A 20,636-nucleotide genomic window follows, 5' to 3' on the forward strand; every position below is an offset into this window, starting at 1 on the left:
TCAAGGAGCGTTCATGATCCGATGGCTGATTCTCATCAGCTGGGTTTTTTCTCTTCAGATGGTTCAGGCCGCTGAGGAAGAACCGACCTTTGTCATCGACGCGGATCGTTTCTCGGTGGGCCAGGCCCACGATTACCGCATCGGCAATTTCGAGCAGGAGCTGACCGAAACTGAACTGCTCGATATCCTGAGGGAACGCCGCTACGAGAAGACCCATATTTTTGAAGTGAAGTATAATCAGAACCTCTATTTTTCCTATGTCGTCCATAACGTGAGCGGACGCGCGCAGACCGTTTACGTCCGCTTCCCGCTCTGGTTCATGAAATCCAACCTCTGGCTCCTGAAAGACGGTCGCCTCGTTGCCCTGAAGCGCTACCCGCGCTGGGGCGACACTTTCTATATAGATCTGCCGCCCGGCGTGCATCGCATGGTCGGGATGCGGCACTCCGCTTCGACCCAGACGGGTCAGGCCAAGGGCGTGCGGATGCTTGATTTTCAAACGCTCGAAGAGGAATGGCGGGGCATCGAGATGCTGCTGGCGATCGTCTATGGTGCGGTCGGGACCATGATCTTCTATAACTTCGGCATGTACCTCGTCCACCGTCGTATCTTTTTCGTCTTTTACATGCTCTATAGCGGAGCCGCGCTCTACGTCCTCCTCATCATCAACGGGTATATTCCCTATCATATGCCTCATCTCAGCCTCGCTGGTTTTCTCGGCTGCGTCGCGCTCATTCTTTTCTGCAACAGCTCGCTCAACATTCGGCACAGATTCCCCAGGGTCCAGCGCGCCTCGCTGGTCTGTGGCCTGATCTGCCTGCTTTTATCCGCGTTCTCGATGGTCACCGGACATTGGCTTGGTTTTTCGCTGAGCATGCCTGTGGTGATGGCTTACTGTCTTCTGGCCTCGGTCGTCAGTTTAAGGTCGGGCTATAAACCGGCTCTTTATTTTGTGATAGGCTGGGGCGTGTTCCTCGTCTGCTGCAGCGTCGTCGTCATGAATATCGCCTTCTGGGGCTTCACGATCCTGGGCTACCTCGTCATCCTCGGCTTCGCGGCGGAGGTGAGCCTTTTCTCGTTCGCCATTGGTCAGAAGGTGCGGCTGGCCGAAGAGGAAGCGCTGCGGGCCAACGATCATGCGTTCAGTCAGCTGAAGAAAGTTTTCTATCCGCATCAGATCCATATGATGAAAGAAGGTCTTGCGTTGGAAGAGACCATGCCCACGAGTGAGCGCGATGCCTGTGCGATCTGTTTCGATATCGTCCGCAGTTCGTTGATTGAAAGTCATAGTGGCCGCAGCTTTATCGAGGATTCTCTGAAGGCCTGCGAATCGGCCCTGACCGAGCATTACGACGGTGAGTCCATGGTCGCGACTGGCTATCGGGTCAAGGAAATGGGTGATGGTTTTCTTTGCACCGTCGGTTATCCCTTCCGCACCGTGAATGGACAGGATACGGCCATGGGAGCGATGGAGTTGGCGCTCAATTTTGTGAAGATCTTTCAAAAGCAGGTAGACGAACTGGCGCCTGGCCAGCTGATTTTTTGTTCAGTCGGCCTGGCCTTCGGCAATATTCAGGGGCACTTTCCCAAAGTCGGCGTGGTGGAGTATGAGGTCGGCGGAAGGGCCGTGGATCTTGCGCAACGCTATGAATCCTTTCGCAAGCTGCACTTCCCCGACGGGCCGCCTGCTCATGTGATCACGGTGCATGCGGCGCTCTATCAGCAGCTGCCGTCCCATCTGCAGAAAAACTTCATTTCTGTCGATTTGCGCGCAGCGTCGGTGGTCATGCGTGATGATCCCGCGGCCACTCACGTTTATTACTGTCTCCTCTCGCCCGACGCTGTCCGCGATTCCCATCAGATTTCTGCCTGACCTTATCCCATATTCCCAAAAAGAATATGATTATCGAAATAATTTCGACGACTCGAGCCAGCTTTTCAGGTTAGGGTGCAACGGATGGTTTGACAGGCATTTCAAAATAGGGCACTCTGAAAATCCACAAAAATAGGTCAAGACGATGATGGATAAATCACCCTCCTGTGTTGGATTGTTTGGTTGTTGAGGCGATCCGCTGGATGCGATCCGCACGCAGTTTTTTTTCAAACACTTATCTTGATCTTTATTTAGAGTTGCCGACCGGCGTGGATACTGGAGGCAAATTTTCATCCTGAGAGGAATTGCAAGATGCAGCCATCAGAGCTTTCTATTGTGGGAATCGGACATGGACAACTCGATCAGCTGACGTTGACCGGGCTCGCCCTGATTCGTGATGCCGACATCATCATTCATGATGGTGAGGATGAAACCGGAATTGAAGCCGCATGGTTTTCTCATAAGCGTTGTCTCGTTCACACGCCCCAGTACGATGGCGCGGCGATGGAACCGGAATGCCGCCGCATCGCCGAATGGATCCGCAGCGGGATGAAAGTGGTGCGCCTCAGCCACGAGCAGGTCGATCATAAGAAACGTTTGGATCGTGAACTTTATTTTCTGCGGCGCTTCGGTGTGAAGATTCGCTTCGTCCCGAGCCTGCAGTCGCTGCACGATGAAGCCTGGAACCTGGGCCTGCCCTGGTTATCCGAAGCCCATCGCGGCAACTTCCGCATCATTCCCTCGACCCAGGTGCGCGGTGATCGCAATTTCTGGCGTTACCTCGCTGATGAGGCTCAGACGCTCGCGGTCGATGTGGGTCGTGGAAAAATCGAAAACTTCATCGAACGCCTTCTTCTCGCCGGCGCCGATCCCGATCGGCCGGTGGCTTTGGTCGCGCATCATCCCACGCAAAGCCCTGTCTGCTGGCTGACGACTCTTGAGGAAGTGGACGAGCTTTTACCGCAGTGGAAGCCGAACGCGGCGACTATTGTCTATATCGGGACCTGGCCCCACGCGATTCGGGACACGGAATCGAATCAGAGTTTCTGGGGATCTTTGGAGGCGGCGGCGGAGGTTTGGCTTCGTGCCCAGCGAGCATGAAGACAGGCCTGGTGGAAAGCGGGGAATTTTCCCCGCTTCTGATTTCAAGCTTTGATCGCCTGGTAGCGAACGACGCCACCCACGATTTTACGGGCGATGTTTTCCCGCTTGGGACGACGAACCTGGATGTGCACGATCCCGCGATCGTAGCTCATGATCACCTTATCAAAAGGCACCTGCATCTCGTCGAGAGTCTCGGCGATCCTCTTCAGCGACGCGCCTTTGCACATGATATCCACAGCGGCCTTGTCATCTTCCGCCATATGCCAGCTTTCGGGTGAACCGTACATCGCAGCGTTCAGTTCGCGGCTGCGGAAGCCGGACACGATCGTGATGTGCTTGCCGAGTTTTTCCTTCAAAGGATCCAGCACCATCGTGCAGAGATACTTGAGGTTCTCGATCTGCTTCTCACTCGGGGTGTTGGTGATGCCCTTCTTTCTTGCCAGCTCGGACCAGGTGAGCTGCTCAAGGGTGAAGTAGCGCGACAGCATGGGTTCCTCTTCAAACTCGCCTGCAAGCGGCAGAACCTCGACCATCGTTTCCACGAACTCTGTGTTTCTCGTCGCCATAGTAGGGCCTTTCCTTTCAAACCATGTCTGGCAAGCAGCGACAGGCTGCCTACACTTGAATCGTAACATCGGCCCTTATGACGTGCAATGGTGGCGCTTTGCCTGCCTCTGGGTAAAGTTTTCCGCCTGCATGTCTTCCCGAGGCCTTGCTGATTGCACACCCGGCGATTTTTGCCGACAATAAGACTCCTTCAAGACAGAACGTGGAAATCGTGTTAATGGTCTGTGTCCATCCAGGAGAGTTACATGGTTATGAAGAAAAAGTCTGGGCGCGCGTCGACAGCCGATCAACGTCAAACAGGGACCGGTCGCGCGTCTTCTCCCGATCAACGCCAATACCGATACTACGACTTGATCATGGCCGCCTTCGTCTGTGTGCTCCTGTGTTCGAATCTGATTGGCGTCAGCAAGGTCGTTACCGTTGCGGGTTTCACCTTCGGTGGTGGGAACCTCTTCTTCCCTTTGAGCTATCTCTTTGGTGACATCCTGACTGAAGTCTATGGGTATGCCCGCAGTCGCCGCGTGGTGTGGGCCGGGTTTGGTTCGATGATCTTCGCGTCGCTGATGTCCTGGATCGTGGTGACTTTGCCGGCGGCTGATGGTTATACAGGCCAAGCGGCCTTGGAACAGATCTTCGGTTCCACGCCCCGGATCGTGGCCGCTTCGATCTTTGCCTACTTCGTTGGCGAGCTTACCAACTCCTATATTCTGGCTAAACTGAAGGTTCGAACGGAGGGCCGCTTTCTGTGGATGCGGACCATCGGTTCCACACTCGGCGGCGAGGCCATCGACAGCCTTCTCTTTTATCCGCTCGCCTTCTACGGCACCTGGTCGAACGACTTGCTGGTGAAGGTGATGTTAGCCAACTACGTGATCAAGGTCGGCTGGGAAGCCCTGGCCACGCCTTTGACCTATCGCGTCGTGAATTATCTGAAGAAGAAAGAAAACGAAGATTACTTCGATCGTGACACCAATTTCACACCATTCAGTGTCAAGGTGTGACAGCTCCAGGGAGATGCTTATGGGTTTCAATTCCATTCTGATGATGCTGACCGTGACGCTGGCTTCGCCTTTGTCGGCGGCCACGGGTCCTGCATCGTTAAAAACCGAAGCGGAAAAAACCGACTGGAAGAGGACGGGGCGCTACAGCGAAGTCGAGCGCCTGTGTGAAGACTTCCCCAAAGTCTTTCCGAGGAAAGTGCTGTGCGAAAAGTTCGGCACCACACCGGAAGGGCGGCCGATGCTGTCTTTGGTGGCTGGCGATGCAAAAAAACGCGATCGTCCGGTCATCCTTTTCCAGGGCGGGATTCACGCCGGGGAAATAGATGGCAAGGACGCCGGCTTTGTCTTTTTAAGGGAAGTATTGGAAGGCAAGCGCCTGCCTGGCGTTTTGGATAAGGCCACGCTGGTTTTCGTGCCAGTTTTCAACGTGGATGGTCACGAGCGCTTTGGTAAAAACAATCGCCCGAACCAGATCGGGCCCGAAGAAATGGGCTGGCGCACGACCGCTCAGAACTTCAACCTGAACCGGGATTACCTGAAGGCCGATGCTCCCGAAATGCGGGCCATGCATGCGCTTTTGAATCGTTGGGATCCTTTGGTCTATGTGGATCTGCATGTCACAGACGGTGCTCAGTTCCAGCATGATATCGCGGTCATGGTCGAGCCTACGCTGGCCGGACCGGAAGCTTTGAAGAAGGCCGGACTCGCCTTGCGTGATCAGATCATGACGGATCTGACTCAGGCTGGAAACAAACCTCTCTGGTTCTATCCGAGTTTTGAAAAAGACGACGATCCCACGAGCGGCATTCGCGCAGCTCCCCAGCCTCCACGTTTTTCCAACGGCTACTGGGGTCTTCGCAATCGTTTGGGAATCCTTGTGGAAACCCACTCGTGGCGCGACTACGGTCACCGCTGCCGTTCCACTATCGCGGCTTTGGATTCCATCGTCAAAGCCAGCGCTGCAAACGGCCAGTCCTGGCGCGCCGCGGCCGATGCCGCCGATCGCGAGACGAGTCAGCTGGCCGGGAAGACAGCAACTCTGAGCTATAAAAATAGCGATAAGACCGAAACCTTTGACTTCCTCGGCTATAAATACGAAAGACGCGATTCCCCGGTATCGGGTCAGTTGATGACCGTTTACGATCCCACGCAGCCGGAAGTCTGGAAAATGCCCCTACGAAAAGAGGTGATCCCAGGCCTCCAGCTCGTCGCGCCGGCATCCGGCTATATCGTGCCCGCGTCTTACCGGGCCCTCGTGGAACCGCGTCTTGCTTCGCATAAACTCCAGTTCCAGGTCCTGAATCAAAGCCAGGACGTACCGGCCTCCGTTTATCGCATCATTGATGTGAAACTCGCCGGCAGCAGCTACGAATCCCACCAGAGAGCGGAATTCAAAGGTGAGTGGGGCCAGTCCCAGGAACGTATCGCAGCCGGTTCGCTCTGGGTTCCCATCGCGCAGCCGAATGCCATACTTCTGATGCAGCTGATGGAACCGGAAAGCTCAGATTCCCTCCTTGCCTGGGGTTATCTGAATGAAATTTTCGAACGCAAGGAATACATGGAACCCTATGTGGCGGAATCCGTCGCACAGGAGATGCTGAAAAATCCTGAGATCAAACAGGAGTTCGAAAAACGGCTCGAAGATCCCGCCTTCGCAAAAAGCCCGCAGGCCCGACTCGACTTTTTCTATCGCAAGCATCCTGCTTTTGATCAGCGTTTGAATCGGTACCCCATTCTGCGCCTTGAAAAAGGTCCGCAGATTTTGACAAGCAAAGTGAAATAAGAAGCTTTGATGACCCGTGCTCCGGCATGGGTCGCTTCTTTAGTCTGCGTCAATTTGCTAAGCCGCCTTCTATTGATCAAAATTAAACTCCGCAGCCCCGCGCGCGTTCCTTATATGCCTCACCACTTCGTTTAGATCCTGAATTAAGAATCCTTCCGTTGCATTTTACCGGCAAAGCTTGAAAAATAAGGCTTTTTCGGAGGGCAGGATTATCCATGGGCCAGGCGGGTCGCCGTGAAACTCGTCAGAATGCGAAGGCTTTCATGCCATGGAGACCCCTTGACCCCTCGGTTTCACGCTGGTAGAACCTTTTTGTTAATTAACTTAACAAAGTCAAGGAGGGGACCATGCGATTAGGGGCACACACCATGAGTCTTGCCGCGGGAATGCTTGCATTGTGCAGCACCGGACTTGTCATGGCGCAGGACGTCGTGAGAAACGCGGGGCAGGCATACGGCAGTTGCCGGGCACAGGGTCAGGACGCGACCATCGATGATATGGAAGATGGCGACGCGCGGATCAAAAACAGCGAAGGACGGCTGGGTGTCTGGTACACATTCAATCCTGGCACGAACTGCCAGCAAACGCCTGTGGTCAGCGGTGATACGCGTTTTGTTATGACGCCTGATGCCAGCCAGGGAAGCCGCTACGTGGCCGCGACTCAAGGCCGCGGCTGCGAAGCCAACGGCTGGGCCGGCGGTGGCCTTGGATTTCGTTTCGCAGCGGAAGATCCAGGTCTCGGTGATCCCGTGGATTGCAACGGCGGATATGATGCTTCCGCTTTCAAAGGTTTGACCTTCAGCCTGAAATCGCAGGGTCCTGTTCGTCTTCAGGTCTGCACCCTGGATGTGACGGATTTCAATTGCCACGGCTATGACATCACCGCGAAGGTGGATGGCTATCGCAGCATCACTGTTCCCTGGACCCAGCTTTTGCAGGAAGATTGGGGCCCGAACACCAAGCGCGTGCCCTTCAATCCCGCCCGCATCGTGAGCATTCAATTCAAAGCCACCACGCCCGAGTTCGCAGTGGCCGTGGATGATCTGAAATTCCTGCAGTCCAATCCCGGTGGTTCGACCGGCAATGGGCAGTGGTACGCGTACAAACCGCAGGATATCTACCGCGACCAGTTACGAACGGAATACGAAAACTGGAAGGCGAAGTACTTCGTCGACTGCGGTGATGGTTCGGCTGACATTCGTAAAAATGGTTCCGAGGCCGTGTCCGAGGGCACTGGATACGGCATGCTGATGGCGGTGAGCATGGACGATCGACTCACCTTCGATCGTCTTGCCACCGGTTTTCAAAAACGTCGCAATTCGCGTGGCATGATGAGCTGGCAGTTCTCGGTCTGCGGCGGCGTCTGGGGTGAGAACGCGGCGACCGATGGCGATCTCGATATCGCGATGGCCCTGGTCATGGCCGATCGCAAGTGGGGCGGCTACCGCTTTCTTGCGGAACCTTTGATCACCGCTCTGAAGCAGTTCGGCACTTCCGAATGCGATGGCCGTCTGGTTCTGCGTCCCGGTGATATGTGGGGCGGCTGCCGCGATGGTGTCGATCAACGGCTGAATCCTTCCTATTTCGCGCCGGCTTACTATCGCGTCTTTGCCAGCTATCTGCCGAATCAGGCCGATGTCTGGAACACCTTGGCCCGCGATAGCTATGTGCTGCTCGATCTTTACCAAAGGAACATGGGCGGTCTTCTGCCCGATTGGTCGTATTCCAATGGGGCGACGGCGGGGAACTATGGGTATGAAGCCTGTCGCGTGCCCTGGCGGATCGGAACTGATTTTGCATGGCATGGAAAACCGGAAGCGGCGAATGTGCTGAAAAATCTCTATGATTATGCAAATTCCCGCGGCGGTCCTGTGCAATCAGTGGATCAGAAGAATAGCTGCTTTATCGGCGGCCTTGCTTTGACGGCCACCGCTCGGGATCAAAACGCCGCCGACCAGTGGTATCGCGACTGGATCAGCAACATTCCGCAAGCGCCTGATCCTCAGGTCGGTGATAATCCCTACTATCAGGGAACACTGCGTGTGCTTTACCTGCTGCTGGCCGGCGGACTGCTGCAGCCTTAAAGGGAGCCTGGGCCATGACACAAGACTTTGAACAGCATCCTTCGGGCATCGTCATGGCCCATCTTAAGATCCCTCGCACGAGCGAGCGGAACGATTTCACTGCGATCCTGCATTCTGTGAGCCACCGTCCTGGCTCCGGTTTTTTGGATAAGTTTCCCTTTGAACTTTCGGGCGGACAGCGGCAACGCGAGGCTAACGCCTGCGCACCTGCTGTCCGTCCAGCTCTTCTCGTTGCCGATAAGGCCGGATCTTTCCCATCCAGGATGGATCCATGGGATGTCCGCTGCCTTTTTTCATTGAATCCTGAGTCACGAAAAGGATGATCATGCAAGAAAGAGCTTTACCGAAAAACTTTGTCTGGGGTGCCGCCAGCTCGTCTTTCCAAATCGAGGGAACGATTCCAGGAGACGGTCGTGGGCCAAGCATTTGGGACGACTTCTGCGCCCAGCCTGGCAAGATCCTGGATGGCAGCGATGGTGTGATCGCCTGTGATCACTTGCGACTCTGGCCACGCGATGTCGAGCTTCTGTCTGAACTTGGAGTGAAGGCCTATCGCTTTTCGATCGCATGGCCGCGCATTTTCCCTGACGGTCGTGGGGCTCCGAATCCCGCGGGCCTCGATTTCTACAAAAAACTGATCGATGGACTTTTGGACAAGGGCATTACCCCCTGGGTGACCCTTTATCACTGGGATCTGCCGTCGGCGCTGGAAAAAAAGGGCGGCTGGCGCAACCGCGACACCGCCCTGGCCTTTGCGGATTATGCGGCTTATTTCGTGGAGCAGCTGCGGGATCGCGTGAAGCATTGGATCACGCATAACGAACCCTGGTGCGTGGCCGTGCTCGGTCATCGCACGGGTGAACACGCTCCCGGTCTGAAAGATCCGCGCGCAGCATTGGAAGCGGCGCATCATGTTCTTCTTTCCCATGGGCTCGCCATGAAGCGCATCCGCGAACTGGCGCCCGATGCCGAGGCTGGCATCACCCTGAATTTGAATCCTGCGTATCCCGCGCATCCTGGAAAGCGCGAGGATGAAGAAGCGGCTCATGTTTACGACGGTGATTTCAACCGCTGGTATCTCGATCCTGTTTTTCGGGCGAGCTATCCGAAGGACATGATGCAGCACTATGAAAAGACGGGCGTGATCGGCGCCAAAGGCTGGGATTTCATTCACGCCGGCGACCTCGACACCATCGCGCAGCCGAACGATTTCCTCGGCATCAATTATTATTCACGCGCTGTGCTGGGGGATCGTGGTCTTGAAGAGGCCGCAGCTCGCAAGGATCCCAAGCGTTACACGGGCATGGGTTGGGAAGTGGCGCCCGAGGCGCTGCAGGATCTCTTCGTACGCCTTGCGAAGGAATATCCGGCCAAGGCTTACTACATCACGGAAAATGGTGCGGCTTACGATGATAAGCTGACAGCCGCCCGGCAGGTGGACGATCCGCACCGGCTGCGATATTACGCCCTGCACCTGAGCCAGGTGGCTCAGATTTGTGCACGTGGGATTCCCCTGAAGGGATATTTTGCCTGGTCCATACTCGACAATTTTGAGTGGGCCTATGGTTATGAAAAGCGTTTCGGCCTTGTTTACGTGGATTATGCGACCCAGGAAAGAATTCCCAAGTCGAGTTTCCATTGGCTGAAAGAAGTAATCGCCGCCAATAAAGTGTTTGATGTACTCTGAACACCGCTTCATCTAAGGGTGTCAAAGGGGAAATCATGAAAGTGTTTCAAGGTTTGGACGCATCGGATATTAGACTGTCGAACAACAATCTCTTGCTGCGCCTGCTCTGGCAGCATCAGGTGATTTCACGCGCGGATTTGGCCCGCATCACCGGCATGAGCCGGCCCAGCATCTCGGCTATCGTTGCTGAGCATCTGGATCTGGGGCTGATCAGTGAAATCGGGCACGGGGAATCCAGCGGCGGCCGCCGGCCCGTCCTTCTGCGATTCGAGGATGATGCGCATCTCATCGCGGGCTTGGATCTGGGCGCATCCCATATCAGCCTTATGCTGAGCAACCTCAGGGGGCAGGAGGTCGAGTGGCTTTCCGTCCCGGCGCAGACGCGGGAGTATCCTGAGCAGGCCATTCAGATCGCTATGGATCTTCTGAAGGAAGGAATCACCCTGGCCCGTCGTCGTGGACGGAAGGTGATCGGTCTTGGAATGGGCGTGCCCAGTCCGATCTATGCGAATGGGGACAGCCATTCGATGCATCCGGCCATTCATCCCAAGTGGGCGGGCTTTGGACTCAGTCGCATTCTGAAAGAGCACGTGTCGATTCCCATCTTCATGGAAAACGACGCCAACCTTGGTGCATTGGCCGAACTTTGGTGGACGGAACGTCAAAGCCGGAAGCATCTCGTCTATCTGAAGGTGGCTTCGGGTATCGGGGCCGGCATCATCATCGGCGGCAAGATTTTTGCCGGGGCCCATGGCCTCGCCGGTGAGTTGGGTCATACCTTTCTCAGGGAACGGCAGCCGGGTCACAGCCCGACGCAGGATAACCTGAACTCGATGATCGGCATCAACTATGTACTGTCCGAGCTGAAGGTCAAGGTCGGGCAGAAGCATCCGCGCATTCTGCATCGTGGTGAGCTTCTGAAGGAAGCCTATGAAACAGGGGACGCGCACACGCGGGAGCTGGTGAAGACGTTTATTCATCGACTGGCTCTGGCGATATCGAACGCCATGGTGAGTTTCGATCCGGAACTCGTAATCGTCGGCGGCGTTGTTCCCGACCTTGGCGAAGAACTCTTGAATATGCTGCGGGCGGAAATCCCGCGGCATCTGGTGTGGCCTGAGCTGCGGGGGATTCCTTTGGAATGCAGCCGCTTCGGTGAAAAACAAACAGCGCTCGGCGCGGCCACGCTGGTGCTTGAGAAAATGCTCGAAGATTTCGAACTCTTCTGCGAGGCGCGTGAGCAACGCGTTCGTCTGAAGGAATTCAGTTTAGGTTAGTGCGCTTTACTATTGCACATTAAGGGGGGAAGTCGCATGAGAAAGAGTATCAGCTTTGTGCTCCTGGCATCCATGCTGGGCTGTGTGAGCAGCGGGACGGATGAAACGGGCAGCGGTTCCAGGAAAAATCCTTTGGCCGGCAAACGCTTCTATGTGGACAAGCATAGCGTTGCGGCCCAGGAAGCGGCCAAGGTCGAGAAGAAAGATCCTGCGACCGCCAAAACCCTGCGTTTCCTTGCCGATCAACCGGCGGCCGTGTGGTTCGGCGGATGGAGCGGCCCGATACAAAAAGCTGTGGAAACCGCGGTGAAGGATGCCGACGCCAACAGCACGCAGCTCGTTGCGGTGGCTTACAATGTTCCATATCGCGACTGCGGTCAGCATTCTGCGGGTGGCGTGGAAGCCGGCGCTTACAAGACCTGGATTGATGATTTCGTCAAAGGCCTGGGTCAGCATGAAGCCGTGATCGTTCTGGAACCTGATGCCGTTCCCCTGATCACCTGCCTTACCGATGAGACCAGGAAAGAACGCTGGCAGCTGCTCCACTATGCGCTGGAAGCCTTTAAAACAAGGTCCAAGGCCATCGTTTACATGGATGTGGGTCACGGCAGCTGGATTCCTGCCGAGGTCATGAAAGATCGTTTGAATGCGATCGGGATCGACAAAGCCGATGGCTTTGCGATCAATACTTCGAATTATCAGTCGACCGCCGACAGCATCGCCTATGGGCGCAAGCTGCAGCGCGATTTTCCGGGCAAGGGCCTCGTCATCGATACCTCGCGCAATGGCAATGGGCCCACAGCGGACAATGCCTGGTGCAATCCACGCGGACGCGCGATCGGGCTTCGGCCTCAGGTCGTCATGGATCAACCCGGTGTGGACGCCTACCTTTGGACGAAAAAACCGGGCGAATCCGATGGCACCTGCAATGGCGGGCCGGCGGCCGGTCAGTTCTGGGTTGATGTCGCCAAGGAACTGGTCGAGAACGCGAAAGTCAATTCGAACTGAACGAAAGATGGGATGTCATGAACATATTGAAGGTGATCGCCGGGCTTTTGCTGCCCATGATCCTGGCCGCGCAGCGGCCCCTGTCGGGATTCTTGAATTTGGGTTCAACGACTTTGTCGGGAAATTATAGCATCGTTTTCAGGTCGCATGATCTTGATCGGGGGCATCGTTTGAAGTTGTCGATGACACCCGCTTTTTCTGATCGTGAAGCTGCACTGAGCGGCGATGATGGATCCTGTCGACGTGGGCAGGGTGCGGAATCGTGTTCAGCCTTGAGAGCGATGTTTCGAACCTGATGAAGTCCGAGAATCGGTATTCACGTCGATTCCCTAAAGTTCACTTCATAGGAGAAGACCCTTCAAGGGTGCTTCTCCTTTCTTATTTGGGGCAGTCCACGAGGGAAACGGAAAGAAACGCTTTCACCAGTCTGCCCTTGTGACGAAATTCCACCGGATACCACTGCTTGCCGTCGGTGCCAAGAGAAGGCTGCGGCGCGCCTGTCACGGTGATGGGAGCCGGATCGAGTATGGCCACGATCGGGCTGTTCCCATCCGGTTTCTGCCGGGTCCGGGAATTCGCGGTCTTCAGCTGACAGCTGCGGGGATAGCCGGTCGGAGCCGCATTTTCCAGGTCACCGATATCGGGATTGGCCAGGGTCGGAGTCATGACCATCGCCGGTGGCGGCGGCGTAGGTTCCGGAGTCGGCGCCGGCAATGGTTTGCGTTCGGTGGGAGCGGCTGCATAGAAGGACTCCAGAATCTTCCGCTGTTCATCCTTCGGCAGCATGGGACGCCGATAGAGAAGATTCTTGAAGACCTCGCCCTGCTCCAGAGTCAGACGCGACAGAGGCCGATCGAAGTTGATGCCATAAGCGCGGCCCTTGGCTTCCTGACAGTGACCGAAAGCCAGATCGTAATTGCCCTTGAGTTCAGGGTGGTCTTTGAATTCACCATCCACTGCCCCGGTGAAACACGCTCTTTGATCGGGTTTCAGCCAGCAGTAAAAGTGGGCCTGCAGGTCACTCCATTTTCCGCCCGCCGAGGTTTTCAGGCAGTTGGCAAGTTTCGGAGGATTGGGATCCCCACGCTGTTCCCTGAGAAGACGCAAGGCGTCCAGAATCTGCGCGGGACCATATTCAGAGCTGACCGTACTTCTGCTCTGAGCTTCGGCATGCGGTGAAACCAGCCAAAGAGAAAGCAATATAGCGGGAAGTCGCACGCCCAAAACCCCTTTAATCGTTCTTTGTATGCTTAGGATATATCACAGTTCGTGACAGCGGGCCAAGGCTTTGGTCTGATCGAAGCCCGCGATCTTGCCTGCTGCGTTCAAATCGGCAAGGAACTGGCTTGCATAGACGCAATGCATTTTGCTGCCGGGATGCACATATTCCCAATACTTATAACCGGAAGGATCGGTGCAGAAGGCCTTGACCCCATCAAAGCGCCCCATAAGGTTGCCGACGTAGCAGGGCGCATCCAAACGCTGAAAGCCATAGGCTTTGGGGTTCTCATTGGTCTTCTGATTGATTTCATGAGCCTGAAAGATGCTGACGTTGACCTCGGGCATCTCCTTCGGCAGGTCTTTGACCATCGCGCGCAGCGCCGCGTTATGCGCTGCGGTCACGGCATAAAGCGTGGCGTCGCTGGCTTTGGGAGGATCTTTCGGATTGCGGTTCAAGCCGCCGAGTTCGGGCATGGTGCCGATGACGAACTGACGAAAGCCGATGTCCTTCAGATCCTCGATGCTGTCCTGGATATCGGCGACGGCCTGTTTCACCTGCTTTTCCAGGGTTTCCGTCACAGGATTCTGATTGGCATCCTGGGCCTTCACCGCGTGCCTGATATAATTTTGCGGCCCGACCCAGATCACGACCAGCGTGTTCGCGACGTCCATCTTCTTGAGCTCGCTCTTGCTTTCACTGATCTGCTGCAGTACCGAGGGGATATCGGCCTCGCCCATGCTCCCGCCGTTTTTCGTCTCGGCAAGTCCGACCGCGAAATTATCGAGGCTCCAGCTCAGGCTCTGGCTCACGTAGTCCGTCCAGATCGGGCCGTTGGCGAAACGGGATTTGTAGAAAACGCGCGGCGGCAGCGCCGTGCCTTGAGTCAGCTTATTCAGGTTGCCCGGATCGGAAAGGGAATCACCGAAGACCAGAAGTTTGGTGATTTTGCCTTTGGCTGGATTTTGCACCTGTCCCGTCAGCCACTTCTCCTGATTGGGCTTGACGAGATCATTCACACTGGGCCCTTTATCCTCATTGGCCGCAGCCGCTTTTTCCTGACTGGACGTGGTCGGATCCGTTTTGCAGGCACCGAGGAGCAGAAGCAGACATGTTGCGTAACGAAGCACCGGGAACCTCCCTTATTTTCCATCGACTCAGTATAGACAAGTCCCGTTTCTTCCGAAAGGAAATCACCATCATGGAGCTCAACACGGTTGCTTTGGTCGCTTTTACAAAGAGAGGCGTTTAACCTTGTTTTAAGACAGGGCTGGCGGTGCTTTGCGCTCGCGTTCCTCTTGATCTTTATCGGGCCTTCTCCGCTGAAAGCCGCGATTGTTACGCAGCCCGAACCCGGCGTCTTCAAAATTGAGAGCATGGACTGGTATGCGGAGACGGTCCTTCTGGAAGGGAAGTGGCGCTTCTTTCCCCAGGAGCTTTTAAGTCCGGCGGACGCTCGCGCCCGGTTTGCCGAATCCCAGCCGATCAAAATACCAGGCGCTTGGAACAAAATCCAAACTCCAGCCGGTTCCCCCATGGGAGCCCATGGTTATGGCACCTACATCGCGCGTCTGGACGGTTTGCCCGGACAGGATGCGACGATGAGTCTGCGCCTTCAGTATGCGACCTCGAATTATCGCCTTTACTGGCTCCGCAGTCACGATACGGACGTGGATGTGCTCATGGAAGCCGGCCGGATCGGACGTTCCATTGATGAATCGCTGCCACAGTTTCTAGAGCAGCTGCGGCCCGTCGCGCCTTTGAGCAAGCCCGCACCCGCCTGGATCGTGGTGCAAGTCTCGAATTATCACTGGGTCGAAGGCGGCATGTTCTATGCGCCCGAGATCGGCTTATCCCGGGTGATGGAGCGCTCCTACAACGGTCGCTTTATTGGTTCACTGCTTTTATCAGGCATGTTCATCATGCTCATGCTTTACAACCTGAGCGTTTATTTGCGGCAGAGGGACGATACCTTCGCGCTCTGGCTGATGCTGGTGGCCGGGGTCGCCCTGCTTGCGACGTCGACTTTCTTCAGCCAGCTCTATTATTACGTGTTCACGCCGTCCGTCCGCGCGCATCAGCTCTTTCGCTATGGACAGAACTCCTTCGGCGTTCTGGTCCTGACCGTCTTCAACCAGCTTGTTTATCTGCAGTATCCGCGCCAGGCCAAACGCTGGATCGCCATCTTCATGTGGGCGATCGCGATCACGGCTCAGTTCGTTTATGCGCTCTCGCCGTTCACGATGCCTTTGACTGTGCTGCGCATCAATCAGGCCCTGGTCCTGAGCTTTCCTTTCCTGGTCACTTGGCAGGTCTTCCTCGCCTTTCGCGCCGGTGAAGAAAACTCGGGGCTTTCGCTGCTCGGTTTCGCCTGCTTTTTCGCTTCACTTTTGAATGATCTCCTCGTGGTCTTCCGTGTCGTGACGCTGCCGATGCTCAGCAACTGGGGACTCATGATCATGATCTTCATGCAGACCCAGCTTTTGGCCATCAAATACGCCCAGGCCTTTGATAACACGCGCGATCTGAGCCGTACCCTGGCCGAATGGAATCAAACCCTGGAGCATCGGGTGGCGCTGCAGACGCGCGAAATCCGATCGCTCCTTACCCATGTGAAGATTGGAATCTTTGGTCTTGTGGGCAGCGGCAAGCAGATTTCGAAGGACTACAGTCAGCAGCTGGAGGTCATTTTCGAAGACCGGCATCTGGAAGGACGCCCTGGCCTGGAACTTCTGCTCCAGGGCACCGATCTTCTGCGGGATGAGATGGACCAGATTGATCAGGTTCTCAATACCTGCCTAGGGGAAGAGGAGATCAACTTCCAGCTGAACGAGCATGTGCTGCCGCGCAGCCTGAAACGCCGGGATAAGCAGGGGCAGCTGCATCAGTTCGAACTGACCTGGGATACGGTTTTGAATGAGCATGGACGGATTGAAATGATCCTGGTCACAGTCAATGACGTTACGCAGTTACGCCAGCTGGAAAGCGTCGCCCAGCGTCATTCCGTGGAATTGGCTATGGTCGGCGAGATCCTGGCTGTGCGTGAAGAGGCCTTCCGCCGTTTTCTGATGGACGCCCGCGAACTTTTGCAGCACAGCCGGTTTCTTCTGCAGGCCGACTCCCGTCCCCCTGATACGCTGCGGCTGATCCTCATCGATGTTCATACTCTGAAGGGTTCCGCGCGAACGCTGCATCTGAATCGCCTGACGGAGGCCCTGCATCTTTTGGAAAGGAGGTACCGCGGCCGCAGCCTCGATGATGCCATCGCCGCTTCGCTTTTGAAGGAAGTCGAAGAGGCCCTGGATCTTCTGCGCGATTATGAAAACATAGCCACGCAAAAACTCAGATGGGATGCGGACACCACTCCGACCGTACGGATCGAAAAGGATGCGCTGGAGCGAGGCTTTGCCGTTATGAAGCGGCTCCTGCCGCGCCTGTCCGAGGCGGAAGCCCGGGATTGGAAGCCGCTCTTTCAATTGCTTCAGGCCGCAAATGAAGTGCCTCTTGATGAGGTTCTGAAAAACCTTCTTCAGATGGCCAATCGCGTGGCTGCGGATGTGGGGAAACCGCCGCCGCAGCTCGACATCGAAGTCCCGTCCCTGACCTGCAATGAGGCGATGGCCATGCTCCTGCGCAAGGTCCTGGTGCATATCGTCCGCAACATGATGGATCATGGTATCGAAAGCCCGGACGAGCGCAGGGCCCAGGGAAAAAATCCGGCCGGACTCATCAGCGTTCACGCTTCGGTACGGGATGGCGACATTACCCTTCTTCTTTGGGATGATGGGCGGGGACTCGACCTGCAGGAACTGGCGCGTTCGCATGGAGCCGCTCCAAGCCTTGGCGATCAGGCCCTCGCGGATTTGATGTTCGAAGAAGGCGTTTCAACCGCGAAAGCTATCACCGATATATCCGGCCACGGCCTTGGCATGGCGGCGGTGAAGCGTTTTATTGAAGAACGCGGCGGTGAGGTGCGTATTATCCTCGACGAAGGCCCCAGGTCGTCCCGGCGACCTTTCCAGCTCTCTTTGCGTTTCCCCCTCGACGGCTTTACCCAAAACCCATTCTCGAATGATTCGGCCGCGTAGGCGGAACGCCGCAGACTCCAAAATACCATTTATGTATTGACCATTTTCCACCGAAAAAGTCCATGGATCAGAGCCCTACAAGGATAGCATTTTGGCGAATTGCGCAAAAAAAATCTTATTTGCTCTGCTTTTCTGCTTCTTATGGAGCGGAGCGGCCCCGGCTCAAAGCCGTGCGAATTGCTTTTCCTGCGCGATCAAAGTGAAATCCCTGAAGCGTCCTCTCGACCTCCGCGGCCGCTGGCTCTTCACTAAGATGGACTTACCGGAAAATAAAAATCCCGAGACCGACACCAGTTCCTGGGTCACCGTGGAAGCCCCGGGTCCATGGAGCAAGGCCTATAACGATGGTGAATACTTCGAGATAGGCTGGTACCGCGGAAACTTTCAGTTTCATCCACGACTCGTTGGCAAAAAGGCCGTATTTTACGTCGATGCCTACATGAGCCGCCTTCAAATCTTTCTGGATGGGCAGGAAATCATGTCCCGCGAGGGGCAGCATACGCACGAACGCTATTATTCCATTCAACCCATCCCCGTGGTCTTCAATATCACCAAAACCCAGCATGTGATCACCATGCGCATTGATACCCGGCTCATGGTCGGGGTCTATCAGCTGCCGTTCCAGCTGCGCGCCTATCGCGACTTTGATCCCGTCATCACGTTCTATCAGATGTTCGGAGGCGAGATCCGCAACATCGCAGCCTATATCCTTTTGATGTTCGGTCTGTTCTTCCTCGCCGTCTATGCGCGCACGCACTATACCCTTTACCTTGTCGCGGGGTTGACCGGAATCGGCATCTTCCCGTTCTATGCGTTTCCGCATGATAACCTGATCAGGCTCATCAATCCCGAGAAGCTCTGGGTTCTGCATTACATCGGGATCAGCTGCATGGCCTGCGGTCATGTCACCTATTCCCAGTATTTCTGGAAACCCACGCCGCGCATCAATCGAGTCAACTTCGTCGTGGTCGCGGCCCTGGCTGGACTCTTCGTGGCCATGAGTTTCCGTTTCAACATGCATGTGTTTCAAATCATTCGGAAGGTGACCTTCCTTTATAGCCTTGCCATGGCCGTCCATCTTGTGTGGAACTGCTACAATGGCTTTCTGAAAAACAAGCGTCTTTGGGTCCTTTTCGTCGGGGAGAGCTTTTTCTTCCTCTGCAGCCTTCACGATATTCTTTTGGCCCTGGGCATCATCAAATCCACCTCGCTGATCTTCATCGGAACCCTGGTCGCCACCTCGGCCATACTCTACTGGACGGCGGTGATCTTCGCGGAAACCTTCATGCAGAATCGTCAGCTGCTGAAGCATGTCGAGCAGGTCAACCAGAACCTCGAAAAAACGGTCGCGATTCGAACCCATGACCTTTATGAGAAAAAACAGAACCTCAGTCTGATCCTTCAGAGTCTGCCCGAAGGCATCATGACTTTTGATTCGAGCTTCCGCATCCTGCCGGAATACTCCATCGCTTTGGAACGCATCCTCGAAACGCAGCATATCGAAGGTCGCGACGTCTTCCAGCTTCTTTTCGCCCATTCGTCGGTGGCGATGGATGTTCAATCGCAGATGCGCAGCGCCCTGGACTTCAGTTTTGGCGACAGTGACCTTAACTTCGAGGCGAACAAGGATCTTTTGGTCTCGGAATTCCAGACTTCCATTCGTGGCGAGATCAAAGTGCTGGCCCTCGGCTGGAGCGCGGTGATGGCCGAAAACAATTCCGTGGCCAAAGTTCTGCTGACCGTCAGTGATGTGACCCAGGTGAAACGCCTGGAACGCGAATCGCAGATGGCCAAGCTGCGCACCAAGATCATCGAAGCTGTGATGAATGGTTCGGTGACACGTATCCAGGACTTTGTGGTCGGGGCCCAGGCGGCCTTAAGGCCTTTCGTGGACGCGATGAAGGTCGGTCAGTTGACCGATGACCAGGCGACCGATCTTTATCGAGAAGTGCACACCATCAAAGGCAATGCCCGCACCTTCGATCTGCTTGATCTTGCCGAAAACGCCCATCGCGTGGAATCCGAATTCGCGGAATTGAAACGGCGCTCCGGTCAGATGGAAAGCGAGCAGGTCATCTACATTCTGCAGGATCTTTTGGATGATCTGGAGCATATTGAAAGCATCAAGCTCGATATCCTGGCGCGACTGAGCCGTTCGGAAAATCCTGACAAGCAGGATGTTCATCCCCGGCTCTGGCGCATGTTCAAAAGCCGTTGGCAGCATATCACGCCCGAGCATGCCGCGCAGGAACTTCCGGATCTGCAGCACGATATCCTGATGATGAGCTATCGCCAGGCCCAGCCTTATTTCGCGGGTCTTGCGGATGCCTTTGATGAAATCGCGGCGAGTCTGAATAAGCCCACTCCGACCATCACGTTGAATATCCCGGACGACCTGTTCATGGATCCGGCGCTTGCGAAGGCCTTGAATGATATGCTCGTGCACATGATCCGCAACAGCCTTGATCACGGGATTGAAACGCCCGAGGCGCGACGTCTGGTGAATAAACCCGATCAGGGTCGTGTGACCATCTCCTTCCGGCCGCAGGGCCGTGGCTTTATCCTCGATTACGCGGATGACGGTCGGGGACTGAATCTGGAAAAAATCCGCAGCCGCGCCCTGCAGCTGAATTTGCGAGAAGCCCAGGCGACTGATCCTGAGCAGTTGGTGCAAAGCATCTTCGCACACGGCTTCAGTACTGCGGATCGCGTGACGGACGTTTCCGGTCGCGGCGTCGGCATGGAAGTGGTGGCGAAAGAGTTACGTGTCTGGAAAGCCCGTCTGCGCTGGAATCAGCTGGCTCAGGTCACTCCTGAATCGCAGCTGTTGCCGTTCGACGTCAGTATCCTCTTTCCCTCAGGATCCATACTGGCCATCAACTCCACGCCTGAAATCAGGATTGCTCTCTAATCGCGACAGTTTGATCTTGTCCTTGACTTTCCTT

Annotated in this window: 14 protein-coding genes; 11 read left to right on the forward strand and 3 right to left on the reverse strand. The window is 55.5% G+C overall.

Features of this window, described 5'->3' with window-relative positions:
- Positions 1–13: 13 nt before the first annotated feature.
- Both VFO10_RS08220 and VFO10_RS08225 read left to right on the forward strand, forming a co-directional pair.
- Entirely contained in the window at positions 14–1,873 is a 1,860-nt protein-coding gene (locus tag VFO10_RS08220) for a 7TM-DISM domain-containing protein (protein ID WP_325138914.1), read from the forward strand.
- 312 nt (positions 1,874–2,185) lie between these two features.
- Positions 2,186–2,974 carry an SAM-dependent methyltransferase gene (locus VFO10_RS08225; RefSeq protein WP_325138916.1) on the forward strand — a complete coding sequence of 263 codons (789 nt, stop codon included), beginning with the start codon at positions 2,186–2,188 and terminating at the stop codon, positions 2,972–2,974.
- 44 nt (positions 2,975–3,018) lie between these two features.
- Here VFO10_RS08225 and VFO10_RS08230 read toward each other — a convergent pair whose 3' ends face one another.
- Positions 3,019–3,543 (reverse strand): D-Ala-D-Ala carboxypeptidase family metallohydrolase, encoded by a 525-nt coding sequence (locus VFO10_RS08230; protein ID WP_325138918.1) that lies wholly within the window; start codon positions 3,541–3,543, stop codon positions 3,019–3,021.
- Between the two features lie 357 nt (positions 3,544–3,900).
- Between VFO10_RS08230 and VFO10_RS08235 the strand changes: the two genes are divergently transcribed.
- The 7 genes from VFO10_RS08235 to VFO10_RS08265 all read left to right on the forward strand — a co-directional run bounded on the left by VFO10_RS08235 (position 3,901) and on the right by VFO10_RS08265 (position 12,680).
- Positions 3,901–4,545 carry a queuosine precursor transporter gene (locus VFO10_RS08235; protein WP_349259352.1) on the forward strand — a complete coding sequence of 215 codons (645 nt, stop codon included), beginning with the start codon at positions 3,901–3,903 and terminating at the stop codon, positions 4,543–4,545.
- A 13-nt stretch (positions 4,546–4,558) separates the two neighbouring features.
- Positions 4,559–6,328, forward strand: coding sequence for a M14 family metallopeptidase (locus VFO10_RS08240; RefSeq protein WP_414697017.1), 1,770 nt, complete (start codon positions 4,559–4,561; stop codon positions 6,326–6,328).
- Positions 6,329–6,675: 347 nt separating this feature from the next.
- Entirely contained in the window at positions 6,676–8,412 is a 1,737-nt protein-coding gene (locus VFO10_RS08245; protein ID WP_325138924.1) for a glycosyl hydrolase family 8, read from the forward strand.
- A gap of 325 nt (positions 8,413–8,737) precedes the next feature.
- A complete protein-coding gene (locus VFO10_RS08250) occupies positions 8,738–10,099 on the forward strand; it encodes a GH1 family beta-glucosidase (protein WP_325138926.1) in 1,362 nt (453 codons plus the stop codon).
- Positions 10,100–10,134: 35 nt separating this feature from the next.
- Entirely contained in the window at positions 10,135–11,376 is a 1,242-nt protein-coding gene (locus tag VFO10_RS08255; RefSeq protein ID WP_325138927.1) for an ROK family protein, read from the forward strand.
- Between the two features lie 36 nt (positions 11,377–11,412).
- Entirely contained in the window at positions 11,413–12,384 is a 972-nt protein-coding gene (locus VFO10_RS08260; RefSeq protein WP_325138929.1) for a glycoside hydrolase family 6 protein, read from the forward strand.
- Positions 12,385–12,401: 17 nt separating this feature from the next.
- Positions 12,402–12,680, forward strand: a complete 279-nt coding sequence (locus tag VFO10_RS08265; RefSeq protein WP_325138931.1) for a hypothetical protein — start codon at positions 12,402–12,404, stop codon at positions 12,678–12,680.
- An 82-nt stretch (positions 12,681–12,762) separates the two neighbouring features.
- Here the strand turns inward: VFO10_RS08265 and VFO10_RS08270 are convergent, their stop codons facing one another.
- Both VFO10_RS08270 and VFO10_RS08275 read right to left on the reverse strand, forming a co-directional pair.
- Positions 12,763–13,602, reverse strand: coding sequence for a hypothetical protein (locus tag VFO10_RS08270; RefSeq protein WP_325138933.1), 840 nt, complete (start codon positions 13,600–13,602; stop codon positions 12,763–12,765).
- 42 nt (positions 13,603–13,644) lie between these two features.
- Entirely contained in the window at positions 13,645–14,733 is a 1,089-nt protein-coding gene (locus tag VFO10_RS08275; RefSeq protein WP_325138935.1) for an SGNH/GDSL hydrolase family protein, read from the reverse strand.
- Between the two features lie 87 nt (positions 14,734–14,820).
- Here VFO10_RS08275 and VFO10_RS08280 point away from each other — a divergent pair, with 87 nt between their 5' ends.
- Both VFO10_RS08280 and VFO10_RS08285 read left to right on the forward strand, forming a co-directional pair.
- Positions 14,821–17,691, forward strand: coding sequence for an ATP-binding protein (locus VFO10_RS08280; RefSeq protein WP_325138937.1), 2,871 nt, complete (start codon positions 14,821–14,823; stop codon positions 17,689–17,691).
- A gap of 199 nt (positions 17,692–17,890) precedes the next feature.
- Complete coding sequence (locus VFO10_RS08285) at positions 17,891–20,602, forward strand: Hpt domain-containing protein (protein WP_325138939.1); 2,712 nt, start codon at positions 17,891–17,893, stop codon at positions 20,600–20,602.
- Positions 20,603–20,636 lie beyond the last annotated feature (34 nt).

This window comes from Oligoflexus sp., assembly GCF_035712445.1.
GTDB lineage: Bacteria > Bdellovibrionota_B > Oligoflexia > Oligoflexales > Oligoflexaceae > Oligoflexus.

Coding starts and splice junctions, on each gene's coding strand:
- VFO10_RS08255 (WP_325138927.1), top strand. CDS start 10,135: ATGAAAGTGTTTCAAGGTTTGGACGCATCGGATATTAGACTGTCGAAC.
- VFO10_RS08220 (WP_325138914.1), top strand. CDS start 14: ATGATCCGATGGCTGATTCTCATCAGCTGGGTTTTTTCTCTTCAGATG.
- VFO10_RS08260 (WP_325138929.1), top strand. CDS start 11,413: ATGAGAAAGAGTATCAGCTTTGTGCTCCTGGCATCCATGCTGGGCTGT.
- VFO10_RS08250 (WP_325138926.1), top strand. CDS start 8,738: ATGCAAGAAAGAGCTTTACCGAAAAACTTTGTCTGGGGTGCCGCCAGC.
- VFO10_RS08240 (WP_414697017.1), top strand. CDS start 4,559: ATGCTTATGGGTTTCAATTCCATTCTGATGATGCTGACCGTGACGCTG.
- VFO10_RS08265 (WP_325138931.1), top strand. CDS start 12,402: ATGAACATATTGAAGGTGATCGCCGGGCTTTTGCTGCCCATGATCCTG.
- VFO10_RS08225 (WP_325138916.1), top strand. CDS start 2,186: ATGCAGCCATCAGAGCTTTCTATTGTGGGAATCGGACATGGACAACTC.
- VFO10_RS08245 (WP_325138924.1), top strand. CDS start 6,676: ATGCGATTAGGGGCACACACCATGAGTCTTGCCGCGGGAATGCTTGCA.
- VFO10_RS08235 (WP_349259352.1), top strand. CDS start 3,901: ATGGCCGCCTTCGTCTGTGTGCTCCTGTGTTCGAATCTGATTGGCGTC.
- VFO10_RS08230 (WP_325138918.1), bottom strand. CDS start 3,543: ATGGCGACGAGAAACACAGAGTTCGTGGAAACGATGGTCGAGGTTCTG.